The 15,065-nt window shown below is 37.8% G+C and carries 1 protein-coding gene and 1 pseudogene; both read left to right on the top strand.

Translation table 11 applies throughout. The features are described from left to right. Positions 1-4: 4 nt before the first annotated feature. Positions 5-10,624: an SDR family NAD(P)-dependent oxidoreductase gene (locus tag RCP16_RS07960; protein ID WP_308642102.1), complete on the top strand. Its 10,620-nt coding sequence runs from the start codon at positions 5-7 to the stop codon at positions 10,622-10,624. 2 nt (positions 10,625-10,626) lie between these two features. Further along, a pseudogene (locus tag RCP16_RS22540) lies at positions 10,627-14,853 on the top strand (SDR family NAD(P)-dependent oxidoreductase); the annotation flags it as partial. Positions 14,854-15,065 lie beyond the last annotated feature (212 nt).

Below are 15,065 nucleotides of genomic sequence, written 5' to 3'. Positions count from 1 at the left end.
AACATTGAATGAATCATTATCACATCTATACAAACAGATTGAACAAGGAAAGATAGATAAGATCGAAGGCGCTAGGCAATTGCAACAATTGCTTTCTAGTCATAATGAGCTTTCTACACCATCTATAGAACATCCTATCCATAAAAATTCTGCAAATGATGATGAGCTTCAAGATCAAGCCGTTCAGTACCTCAAAACATTGTTATCTTCGGTGTTAATGCTACCTGAACGACAGATTGAAGCAGATGCACCGCTCGAAAAATATGGAATAGACTCTATCATGGTTATGAAATTAACAGATCAGTTAGAAACTGTGTTTGGTTCACTCTCCAAAACATTATTTTTTGAATATCATAATCTACAAGAGTTAACAGAATACTTTTTAACATCACATCGCAAACAATTAATTCAGCTTTTGGACACCGAGAAAGGAAATCATTCAAACAAACAACCAGAACAGAACCCATCACGCGGTGATTCTCTAGAATTAAGAAACATCAAGAATACAAGATATTCCAAAGTATCTACTAATCTTAAAAGTGTTGCTGAACCTGCTAATCATGCTTTAACAACAGAGCATACGTCTTCCAAAGCACTCGATATTGCTATTATTGGATTAGCAGGGCGTTATCCTGAAGCAGAAGATATATCGCAGTATTGGGACAATTTAAAAAATGGAAAAGACTGCATTACAGAGATACCTCAAGAGCGTTGGAACTATAAAGTGCATACTGATATTCAACGTCCCGCTAATGAGGGTAAGGTTTCTGGTAAATGGGGTGGATTTATAAACGGAGTGGATCGTTTTGATGCACTCTTTTTTAATATTTCTCCGAGAGAAGCAGAACGTATTGATCCGCAAGAACGATTATTTTTAGAAAATGTATATGCGGCTATAGAAGATGCTGGGTATACTCGTACTAATTTAGTTCAATCCGCAAATCAATCAAAAGTGAATAAAGTGGGCGTATATGTAGGTGTCATGTATCAAGAATATCAATTGTATGGTGTAGAATCTCAAAAAATTCATAAAGAACCATTTGCATTGAATGGGAATCCTGCATCTATTGCTAATCGTGTATCTTATTACTTTAATTTTCATGGACCGAGTATGGTTGTTGATACGATGTGTTCTTCGTCATTAACAGCGATTCATCTAGCTTGTCAGAGTCTGCAAAAGCAAGAATGTGAAGTAGCGATAGCAGGTGGAGTCAATGTCTCTGTACATCCTAACAAATATGTCATGCTAACACAGGGACATTTTTTATCCAGTAAAGGTAGATGCGAAAGTTTTGGAGAAGGTGGAGATGGATATGTTCCTGGTGAAGGCGTCGGCACAGCTATCCTCAAACCTTTATCCAAAGCGATAGCAGATGGAGATCATATTTATGGAGTTATTAAAGGAACATCGATTAATCATGGAGGCAAAACGAACGGCTATACGGTTCCTAATCCAAACCAGCAAGCAGAAGTGATAGATAAAGCAATACAAGAATCAGACATCAATCCTAGAAGTATTAGTTATATTGAAGCTCATGGTACAGGTACATCGTTAGGTGATCCTATTGAGATTGCTGGTCTTACTAAAATGTTTGATCGGTATACATCAGATCGTTCATTTTGCGCTATTGGTTCCGCCAAATCGAATATCGGCCATTGCGAAAGTGCAGCAGGAATCGCAGGCATAACCAAAGTATTACTGCAAATGAAGCACCGTACACTTGCTCCGTCTATTCATTCACAACCGGCTAATCCTAATATCGACTTTGCTAAAACACCTTTTATTGTGCAACATCAATTAAGTGAATGGAAGCGTCCTGTGATCGCAATAGATCATGTGATGACTGAAGTTCCTTTGACTGCCGGTGTGTCTTCATTCGGTGCAGGCGGTTCCAATGCTCACATTGTGATTCAAGAATATAGATCTGCCCCTATAGCACAACAATTAATTACACCTGTACAACCAGTAATGATTATATTATCTGCCAAAAACGAAGAACGATTAAAAAAGGTAGTGCTACACTTACACGATCATTTAATACAACAAACGTATACAGATCAGCATTTGGCTGATATTGCTTACACTTTATGTACAGGTAGAGAAGCGATGGATTTTCGTTTGGGCATTGTAGCTTCTTCGATCACTAATCTTATTGATCAGCTTCAAGACTATATAGAATCGGAACATGTTCCTTCATCGGTATACTATGGGGAAGTGCAGAATGATAGGTCTGCGTTACCTCTTTTATCTAATGATGAAGATATGGTAGCCACTATTCAGCAATGGATTGAAAAAGGGAAGTATTCCAAACTGCTTGAATTATGGGTTAATGGGATAGACTTGAATTGGGATACAGTATATTCAACTGAAAAATTTCAAAAATTAAGTTTACCTACGTATCCTTTTGCCCGTGATCGTTACTGGATTCCTGAAGTCGAAGAGACGCGTAAATCAGAAGTAGAATCGATGTCTGGCTCTCAATCTGTACTTCATCCTTTAGTTCATACCAACACTTCCAATATGAATGTGCAAAAATATACGACAGTATTTGAGAGTGATGAATTTTTTATAGCAGATCATCGTATAGGAGATGAGCCTCTTTTACCAGCAGTAACGTATTTAGAAATGGCAAGAGCTGCTGTCAAGCAAGCTATTGATGGAACAATAGCACAAGGGTACTCGGTATCTTTGCAACAAACAGTATGGAAACACCCGCTTGTGATTCAACAAGTAGCTACTTCGGTACACATTGCTTTATTTTCAGAACAGGAAAATGTCATTCGTTATGAAATATACACGCAATCTGACCATCTAGCCGAACCGATTATTCATTGTGAAGGGAACGCTATAATTGAAGCTATGCCTATGGATCAACCAGTATTCGATATTCATCAGATCCAAAACCGATGTCAGATAAAAGAGTTTAGAGCAGATACATGCTATAAAGCTTATCGTCAATTGAATATGAATTATGGAGAACGTCATCAGACGATTGATCATCTATATGCAGGATCAAATGAATGGTTGGCACAGCTACAGTTGCCAGAAGAATTACAATTGAATAGCGAAGATTATGTACTTCATCCTGCAATGTTAGATGGAGCTTTGCAAACTTCTATTGGTATATGGTTAGGTAGGGAGGATCAATCCCAAGAGCAAGCGACATTTTTACCGTTTGCTTTGGAACAGATAGATATCTATAGTCCAACAACATCAACGATGTGGGCACATGTCTATCAAGATGAATTTGTACAGTCTTCTATATCCAAGTTAAATATTGATCTGATGGATCATACAGGACTTCTTTGTGTAAGATTACAAGGTTTAACAAGCAAAGCAATACGCAATGAAACAGCTATATTACTTTCTCCAAAGTGGGAAGAAAAAGAGATTACCCATCGATCAGATGCCGATAATGATAAATATGATCAGCATATTATTATGCTTTGTGAGCCAGACTTAGAATTGGCAGAACAAGTGAAGATGCATCTACCTCATGCTCAGTGCATTTCTTTATTATCGGTTCAGGTAGCACATGTTGCTGAACCAATCATTTCGATAGATCAACGATTTAAGCAATTAGCTACGCAAGTCTTTAAAGAAATAAAGCATATTTTGCAAATGTATAAAGAAGATCGTATTTTGGTTCAAATGGTTACTGTTCGTGAGAATTCTCAACAATCACATACTGCTCTTATAGCATTACTCAAAACAGCTACATTAGAAAATCCAAATATAAATATTCAAATGATAGAAACGCAACCATCTGTGACAACTGCGCAAGTCATAACACAATTGCAAGAAAATCGGTATAGTATAGATCAACATATCCGATATGAATCTCAACAACGTTATACCCAGTCTGATTATGAACAGATTATTATACCCAAAAAGACTACTCGCTCCCCATGGAAAAATGGCGGAGTTTATTTGATTACCGGTGGCACAGGTGGATTAGGAATGATTTTTGCGCAGGAGATTATACAACAAGTTGAGCAACCCACACTTATTTTGACAGGTCGAGCAGAGAGTATAGCTGAACCTCTACTTCACTCTTTACGATTGAAAGAAGCAGTGGTGATATACAAACAGCTTGATCTAACTCAACTGACAGCTGTACGACAATTAGTCACATGGATTACTCAGCAATATGGATCACTAAACGGTATTATTCATAGTGCGGGTATGACTCAAGATAATTTCATTATCAAAAAAACAGAAGAAGAGTTTAATCAAGTGCTAGCTCCAAAAGTCACAGGTACTGTCCATTTGGACTTAGCTACTCAATCTATACCATTAGACTTTTTTGTATTATTTTCATCGGTTGCCAGTGCATTCGGTAATGCAGGTCAAGCTGATTATGCAACAGCAAATGCTTTTATGGATCAATATGCTACCGATCGTCATCAAAAAGTATTATCTGGACAATGTTCCGGTCAGACAGTGAGCTTTAATTGGGGTCTGTGGTTAGAAGGTGGCATGCATCTTGATCAGGATACAGCACAGTTTTTGTATCGTACCACAGGTATGAGACCATTGCCTACGGTTACTGGTTTAGATCTTTTTTATGCAGGCATGGCATCAAATCAATCTCAAATCATCACCCTATATGGTAATCAAGCTCAGTTATCATCAACATTATTATCCAGAAAAAAGGAAGTTTTCTCTGTTGCGAAAATAACAAATGATAAAGTCGAAAAACAAATACTACACATCATTTCTACTATTCTAAAAGTAGATTCTTCTGAACTGGATACCGAAACAGAATGGTCAGAATATGGTTTTGACCAGACGATGTTAACCGATTTATCTCATCAATTGAATCAGACTTTTCAATTGCAATTAACCACGTTAACGTTTGTAGAATATACAACAATTCAGCAATTAACGAATTGGATCGAAACTACAATGATGATCTCAGCACCAGCAGATACAAATAGAGCAGTAGAACAACCCTATAATCATTCATCTGAAAAACAATCTACTGAAGCTGTAGAACCATCCATGGATCTAGAATCTGCAACCATGATGTATTTAAAGCAAACATTGTCTAGTGTTCTTAAGTTGCCGGTAGAACAGATCGAAGCCAATGCTCCAATGGAAAAGTATGGAATAGATTCAATTACGACACTACAATTTACAGAACAATTAGAGCAGACATTTGGTCGATTATCCAAAACTTTATTGTTTGAATATCAGACATTGTCAGCATTATCAAAATATTTAATCAAAGCTCATTCTGCTATTTTGAATAATCAATTTAACACCAAGAGACCAAAATCATCATCTGTTGCTAAAGTAGAGCCTTCATATTCAGATCAACGCAGAGATGCAGGACAAGAATCTTTACCAAATATCCATTCTCGTTTCAAATTTGCTTATTCTGCAAACCAGCCTGCAAAAGAACGTGAAACAGATATTGCTATTATCGGATTATCAGGTCGATATCCTCAGGCAGATCATTTGGATCAATACTGGGAAAATCTAAAGCACGGAATAGACTGCATTACTGACATTCCTGAGAATCGGTGGAATCAACACTCGATAGGTTCTACATCCTCAGAGAATATCATTAAGGGTGGATTTATGAATGGAGTAGATCAATTTGATCCACTATTTTTTAATATTTCGCCTAAAGAAGCAGAGATGATGGACCCGCAAGAACGATTATTTTTACAAACGGTATATCAAGCAATAGAAGATGCAGGATATACCCGACAAACACTGGGTAATGCTAACGACTCCAACCCTAATGAAAATAATGAAGTAGGCGTCTACGTAGGTGTTATGTATGAAGAGTATCAATTGTATGGAGCACAAGCGCAAGCGTTAAGTCATAGTTCAGTAGCACTTAGTGGAAATCCTGCATCTATTGCGAATCGTGTCTCATATTTCTGTAACTTTAATGGACCGAGTATGGCTATAGATACGATGTGTTCTTCATCGTTAACAGCTATTCATTTGGCTTGCCAGAGTCTTATTACTCAGGAATGTTCCACCGCTATTGCAGGTGGTGTGAATATCTCTGTTCATCCTAACAAGTATCTGATGCTGAATCAGGGTGGATTTCTTTCTAGTCAAGGCAAATGTGAAAGCTTTGGGGCAGGTGGTGATGGTTATGTACCTGGAGAAGGTGTAGGAGCTGTTGTACTCAAACCACTATCTGTTGCTCAGGCAGACGGTGACCATATTTACGGAATTATTAAAGGGACAGCAATCAATCATGGTGGGAAAACCAATGGGTATACCGTTCCTAATCCGGTTGCTCAGTCTCAAGTTATTCAGAAAGCATTTGACCGAGCAGGAGTAGAACCAAGAACAATTAGCTATGTAGAAGCGCATGGCACAGGAACAACACTAGGTGATCCTATTGAGATAGCCGGATTAAACGCCGTTTATCAGCAAAATACAGAAGAAGAGCATTTCTGTGCTATAGGTTCAGTGAAGTCTAATATTGGACATTGTGAAAGCGCCGCTGGTATCGCAGGATTAACTAAAATTCTATTGCAAATGAAGCATCAACAGCTTGTTCCTTCTTTGCATGCAGATGTATTGAATCCCAATATCGACTTTAATCATATTCCGTTTGTTGTGCAAAAAGAATTATCAGAATGGAAACGACCTTTACTTGGGGAACATGGTCAAAAGCAAGAAATACCTAGAAGAGCAGGTCTTTCTTCTTTTGGAGCTGGCGGTTCGAACGCTCATCTTATTATCGAAGAATATACAGTACATCAAGACATCACAGCAGTTAGTCATTTACCTGAAAATGATCCTGTACTGATTGTATTATCTTCCAAAACAGCATCACAACTGCGCTTACAAGTAGAACAATTGTTGGAGACATTAGAGACCGATCATTCAGCATATCGCCTACAAAATATCGCGTATACGTTGCAGATGGGTAGAGAAGCAATGGAAGAGCGCTTAGCATTTGTCACTCATTCGCTATCTGATATGCAAGAAAAATTAAAATCTTATTTACAATCAACTACCCAATCTGACTCCTATCAGCTATATCGAGGGCATACTAAACAGCATAAAGAAATGTTATCTATGTTGTCTTCAGATCTTGGATTTGAGAATATGATTGCTTCGTGGCTAGAGCACCATCAATATAATCAATTGTTGGAATTATGGGTTAAAGGTCTATCTATCAATTGGAAATTACTTTATGTCGATACACAGCCACAACGTATTGCTTTACCTACGTACCCTTTTGCAAAAGAAAGATACTGGGCTCCAGATGATCTCATGTCTAACAGTTCAATCGTACCGACCAAAGTGCAAAAGATATCAGAAACACCTGAACGAACATCGATCTTCTACAGCAAGCATTGGCAAATGAGTCCTGTGGTTGAATCATTAACTAACAAGGTTATAGTACCTTCTAATCAACATGTTGTGATTTTAATGAATGATCAGACAGGAACTTTAGGAGATCATTTATCTTCTGCGATTCCCCATTCTTTGATCTGGCATGAAGATGAACTGGAGCATAAGTTGGTGAATACAGATGAAGAAGTAAAATCCATTACGAGCATTATTGATCTCACGGGATGGACAAACGATATTACAAGTAATAGTACAATTCAGCATACATTACACAACGGTTGGTTACTATGGCTTCAACGTTGGATCGAAGTCCATCAGAAGACATCGATCACTCTATTACAGGTGACCAAAGGATTAGAATCTTTTCAAAATACATCTATACATCTTCAAGGAGCGGAACGTGTAGGACTATACCGAATGTTACAACATGAATATGCTCATGTACGTTCAAGACATATTGATTTTGATGTTAATGCGCTAGAAGAGAGTACAGCTTTTGCGATTGTTCAAGAGCAGTTTTTCGATTCTCCAGATGTGGAAGTTTGTTATCGTTCAGAGCAACGTTGGGTAGCGTATCTCAAGCCAGAAGAAAATATCTCTGATTTTTCTGCTCATAATGCCCAACATCTTTCATTTTCTCAAGAACAAGTACTTTGGATTACAGGAGGAACAAGAGGTCTAGGCATGTTATGTGCTCAGCATTTTGTAGCTCAGTACGGAGTGAAAAAGCTTGTATTAAGTGGTCAAGAACTATTACCACCAAGAGAAGAATGGCATGTATATAATACTCAAAATTCGAAAACAGCAGAAAAAATAAGATCGATTGTACAGCTTGAAAAACAAGGTGTACAGGTCTATGTGACTTCTGTAGATTTGACATCTATTCAAGAACTACAGAAAGTCATCCATGAAGTCCATTCAGTGTTAGGTTCTATAGGTGGTGTTATCCATTGTGCAGGTACAGCTGACCCGATAAATCCAGCCTTTATTCGCAAGGATATAGAGTCTGTAGAATCTGTGATGAATCCTAAAATACAGGGATTGCATACTTTGTATCAATGCCTACAACAAGAACCTTTACAATTCTGGATATTATTCTCGTCAGTTGCAGCGATTATTCCATCTCTGGCTGTTGGACAAAGTGATTATGCTATGGCGAATGCGTATATGGATTATTTTGCTGAAGCACATACAGGTTCATATCCGATCTACAGCATTCAATGGCCCAGTTGGAAAGAAACAGGGTTTGGCGAAGTTAAAAGTAAACCTTATGAGCAAACAGGATTACTTAGTATGACCAATAAAGAAGGATTACAGTTACTTGATTACATTATCAATAGATCCAAAAACAGAGTGATATTGCCTGCAATCATCAATCAAGAGATTGCTCAACCATCTCTATGGATGAAATATCCAAAGCTTATACTCTCTAATCAGCTGATATCAGAACAAAAAATCAAATCTGATTATACGGCTACACCATCCATCACTATGCCTGAGTCTGATGAGCTACATCAAATGACTTTGAGCTGGTTAACAAAGCTAATTGCACATGAGTTAAAAGTAGATGTTACGCGATTAGATGATCGTACACCGTTTGCTGAATACGGAATAGATTCTATTTTATTGGCTCAAATTATTACAACATTAGATCGAACTTTACAAGGTACAGCAGTAGACCCGACCATGATGTTAGAGTATCCTACTATTCAACTATTGGCAGAGCAATTGGTATATACGTATCCATTAGAGTTAGTTACTTTATTCACAAATGATAAAGATATAGTACATGGAAAAAGTTTAACCTCGGTTAATATTGAACAATCACAGAATGTATCTATTTCTGCTTCACAGGAACCACAAGAGTCTAAGCAAAAGATTGCGGTGATCGGTATAGGTTGCCACTTTCCAGATGCCGATGATCCATTGCAATTTTGGAATAATTTAAAATTAGGAAAAGATAGTATTCAACAGGCACCTGCTTCTCGTCAGAGTCAGAAACAAACAATGACTCATCCAAATGATTCAATAACTCATGCACGATATGGTGCTTTTTTAAAAAATATCGAAGCATTTGATCCTGCTTATTTTGGTATAAGCGAAGCATTGGCGGTGCAAATTGATCCGTTGCAACGTCAACTGTTAGAAGTAAGTGTCGAAGCAGCTATGGATGCTGGATATACCAAAAATCAGTTATCCAATACACAAACAGGTGTATTTGTAGGATCACGTACCAGTAACTATTCTTCTAAAGTCAATCGTACAGCTAAAGATACGATTGTCGGTATTGGACAAAATTTTATCGCAGCGCATCTAGCTCATTTTTATAATTTGAAAGGGCCTAATCTGGTTGTAGATACTGCTTGTTCTAGTTCACTGACAGCGATTCATCTAGCTGTACAAAGTATTCAAAATGGAGAATGTGAATTGGCTTTTGCTGGGGGTGTCGATATTTTATTAGATGAAGTTCCTTTTGAAACCTTAGGATCAGCCAATGTATTATCAACTGACTCACGCTGCAAAACATTTAGTGCAGAGGCAGACGGGATAGGATTAGGAGAAGGTTGTGGAGTTGTGATGCTAAAACCGCTTAGCCAAGCGATTGCAGATCAAGATCGTATTTATGGTGTGATTGATGGTAGTGCCTTAAATAACGATGGAAATACGATGGGAATCACAACGCCCAATCCAGAAGCACAGAAAGAACTATTATACAAAGCAGTACAGAATGCGAATATTGATCCTTCAACGATTAGTTATATAGAGACACATGGTACTGGAACATTAATTGGTGATCCGATTGAATTGAAAGCATTAACAAGTGTTTTCTCAGATGTGACAGATCGTCAGCAATTCTGTGGAGTGGGTAGTGTAAAAAGTAATATTGGTCATTTATTAAGCGCCGCTGGAGTCGCCAGCTTTATTAAAGTGCTACTTTCTCTAGTGCATCAAGAGTTACCACCTACACTTCATTGTGAAGTACCTAATCCAAGATTTCGATTTGAGCAATCACCGTTTTATATTGTGCAACAACATCAGAAGTGGAGGAATGAACAAGGCATTTTACGTGCGGGTATTAGCGCATTTGGATTAGGTGGCAATAATGCTCATATTCTTGTGAGTGATGAAGGAATTCCTGCTTCTTACCGTCGCCAGTTGCCTTTAGTTTATTCTAATGTTGGCTTTGATCGTCAACGATACTGGCCTACTGAATACCAAGACTATCCAAAATCAGAAGTAACATCTGACTTTTTTGACGTGATTAAAGTTGGCGAAGGGAGTCAATAGGCATGACTATAGCATCTCGTACCGAAACCTTTTTGCAAAAGCTGAAGCATACCGATTATTTTGTACAAGATCATCGAGTGCATCAAATATGTACACTCCCTGGTGTTGTACTGCTTGATATGATTTATCGTCTCAGTTCTAAAGCATTAGGAACTCAATCTATTGAATTGCATCATGTTGTATTTAAGCAACCTATCGTTACATCAGAACAGTTTGATATTGACATTTTGGTATCTTTTACAACTCACGATACACATACAGATATCATCGTATCCAGTCGAAAAGTATATCATGCCCAGCAGAGTACCAAAGAGAACGACAAAGTGATTAATATGGAATGTTCGCTTCATCCTATAGATACTGACAGCAGTGTTAAAACGCAGTCTCAAATGCCTTTGCTCAAGAAACAAGCTGCTATTCAATGGGATATGGACAAAGTATATGGATTAGCACGTCAGTCAGATATTCATCATTATGACTTTATGAAAAATTCGGGCACTGTATATCAACAAGGTGATAATGAGTGGATGCATTTACAGATCAGCTCTATAGCTACGCCTTATATTGATAAGTTTTATGCACATGTAGCTTTATTAGATGGAGCTACATTCGCCGGCACATCGTTTCGTTGGGATGAACAGGGCAATGAGAGATCACAGGAAGGGTTCAAACCATATATTCCATTTATGATTGAGCGATTTGTGATTTATCGTTCTCTTCCTGAACGTATTTATACTCATACCGTACAAACCAAAGAAGATCTTGTTGCGGATGCAGATATTATCAAACGTCATATTTCTATTTATGATGATGAAGGCAACGTTCTTGCAACATTTGAGAATCTTACTGCCAAACGAATTCGCGAAGCTCGATTAATTACAGGATTAGTAGATCCAATGTCTACACCTGTGGCTGCTATTCATTCAAAAGCAGAACATTTCACATCTCTAAATAGCCATATATCAGAATCGCCACTAACACAAATAGAACAGTTTTTACAGTTACAATTAGCAGATATTTTGATGACTGAACAAGAACAGATTGATTCTGAAACGGGTTTTTATGAATTAGGTTTAGATTCGATTAAGTTACTTGAATTAGTTACTTTTTTAGAACAGTATCTTCAAATCGAGTTATACCCAACATTATTATTTGAATATTCTACAGTGGCTACATTAGCAGCTTATTTGAATGATCACTGGCAGGATGCTTTTTTGAAAACATACACTCAATCTCGATCGTTCTCGAACCCTTTAGTGGAATCAGATACTATAGATACATTTGAGAATAGTACAATTGCTTATCAACCTGTATGGGAAGTAATTCCAATCTCAACATCATCTTCAGCTAAAGGTGATGCTGTCGATCGGATGATCATTTTATATACGCCATCTCAAGTGTGGAAAAAAGTATTATCAGATCATCCTAAAATAACGCATATTACTGAACTTCAACATGAGTTAGAGAATACTGTATCTTATCTACCTTCTTTAATAGAACAGATCTTTACACTGATTCAACAACATTTACAAATCAATGGACATCGTCCGACTGTGATTCAAATCGTCGCTGATAGATCTGATAGAACAGGAACAATTTGGGGACTCGAAGGAATGTTTAAAACCATTGCTCAAGAATATCCTTTTATTCAAAGTCAATTGATCTTGTTCGACGTGGAAAGTGTAGCTTATTCAGATCAAATAGTAGAACGATTAGATGAAGAGTTTCAACAGTCATCTATTGTTCCATCAATTAGTATTCATTATCAAGGTCATAGATTAGAACGCCATATTAAAAATTTGCAAGAAGTGACGCTGTTAGGTTCTGGTTCTCATTCTATTACCCAGCATTCTTTTCGAAATGGTGGTGTATACCTGATTATTGGAGGGATGGGTGGTTTGGGATATGAGCTAGCCAAGCATATTGCAGATCGTACTCATACTGTCCTTATTCTCGTAGGAAGATCACCATTAAGTGATTCATTATCTTTACAGTTAGAGCTACTACGTTCTAAAGGATCAGAAGCAATATATATACAAACAGATATTAGCAAACATGAAGACGTCGAAAACATGGTTCATCTGATTTTGGCAAAATATTCAAACATTAATGGTGTTTTTCATTGTGCAGGTATTATTCAAGATAAGTTAATGATTCAGAAATCACTCACCGAATTACACCAGACACTGCAACCTAAAATTCAAGGATTTATTCATTTAGATCAAGTGCTTTCTCAACAATCGCTTGATTTTTTTGTTGTTTTTTCTTCACTGTCTGCTGTAGTAGGAAATATAGGGCAATCTGATTATGCAGTAGCAAATGGATATTTAGATCAACTTGTATTAGAACGTGCGCTTAAAGTGAAAAAAGGACAACGCTCTGGCGGTACGTATACGATCAATTGGCAATTGTGGGAACAAGGTGGTATGCAAGTCAGTAATGCACATCGTCAATTAATGTATAAGTCTGGCGGGATGGTTCCTTTACCAACAGATGAAGGCTTCCATATGCTTGATCTGATCTTGAAGTCTGATACTCCTCAATTAGCCATATTATATGGAGATGGAGAACAAATTCGTTCTCGTATACAAGAGAATAGATCTGAATCTTCTGTACCCTCAAAAAATAACGATAGTTCTACACAGCAGACGCAGGAGGATCATTCCACAGACATTGCTATTATTGGCGTGGGTGGGCGGTATCCAGATGCTAATACGATAGAACAATTATATGAAAATTTAAAAGCAGGTAAAGACTCTATTACCACTATTCCAGAACATCGTTGGGCTTCCAATCATACTGCATATTCGGTAGAGGACTATTACCGTTACGGTAGTTTTGTCGATCGTATAGATGATTTCGATCCTTTATTTTTTAATATTTCTCCATATCAAGCAGAACGAATGGACCCGCAAGCAAGATTATTTTTACAGACGGTATGGGAAGCATGTGAGGATGCTGGATTTGCTGTACATCGTAATCAACATGATTATTCAGCTTCGAGCAGTCGTAGTGTAGGGGTTTTTGCAGGTGTATTTTGGAATCATTACGAGTTATATAGTGCCGAGATGTCACAGCAAGGTCGTCCTTCTGCTTTTGGTACAAATTCGGCTTCTATTGCTAATATGGTATCGTATCATTTGAATTTTCACGGACCGTCTATGGCTTTGGATAGTATGTGTTCATCGTCACTTACTGCTGTTCATCTTGCATGTGAAAGTATAAAACGCGGCGAATGTCATTATGCAGTAGCAGGCGGAGTTAATCTAGTCACTCATCCTCACAAGTATGTATTTTTGAAAGAAGCTCAATTTTTATCGTCAGAAGGGAAATGCAGAAGTTTTGGTAAAGATGGTGATGGATATGTCCCCGGGGAAGGCGTAGGGGCAGTACTTATGACTTCAGTAGCTGAAGCTAAAAAACAAGGTCATCCTATCTATGCGGTTATCAAAGGTTCGGCTCTTAATCATTCAGGAAGAACATCAGGGGCTACTGTTCCTGATCCAGTCGCTCAATCAGAAGTGATATTAAATGCATTAGCAGTGGCGCATATCGATCCCAGTACATTAAGTTATATCGAAACTCATGGAACAGGCACTTCTTTAGGAGACCCAATAGAATTACAAGCATTAGAACGTGCTTTTCGAAAAGCAGGCAGTACCCAACAACAATTTTGCGCTATCGGTTCACTCAAATCCAATATAGGACATTTAGAAGCTGCCGCAGGTATTGCAGGACTAACTAAATTATTACTGCAATTTAAGCATCAAGAAATTTTTCCTTCTCTTCATGCAGAACCGTTGAATCCACTTATTCCTTTTGGATCAACTTCTTTTTATGTACAACATCAAGGGAAAGTGTGGGAGCGACCGACGATTACGAACAATGATAGCACAAGTGAAATTCCATTACGTGCGGGGATTAGTTCATTTGGAGCCAATGGAAGTAATGCTCATGTAATAGTAGAAGAGTACGTTCCTGTACCTTCAAACATGGAGCAACAACACACTATCAATCATCAAGGCTCAGTCATTATTCCTTTATCTGCTCAGACTGAAGAACGGCTTCAAGTCTATGCGCAAAAATTACTAGATTTTGTACACACTGCGGGTACCTCATTGAACTTGTGCAATCTGGCATATACTTTTCAATTGGGGCGTACTGAAATGAAAGCTCGTGTTGCATTTAATATTGTAGATATCGCTGATCTTAAGAAACAATTGAATACTTTTATACAAAAAACAGATATAGCTCCTATCCAGCCAACATTAACTATACCTGACCAGCAATCAGATCGTAATGTGTTCATATCACAACTTATAGCGAAGCAAGAATGGAATACATTAGCTCATGTATGGATGCAAGGAGTCAAAATCGATTGGACGATACTGTATCCAGATCACGTTTGTCAGTTGATCCATGCGCCTACGTATCCATTTAG

It is taken from the genome of Paenibacillus nuruki (assembly GCF_963311185.1).
GTDB lineage: Bacteria > Bacillota > Bacilli > Paenibacillales > Paenibacillaceae > Saccharibacillus > Saccharibacillus nuruki.
This window is presented reverse-complemented; position numbering and strand designations above follow the sequence as displayed.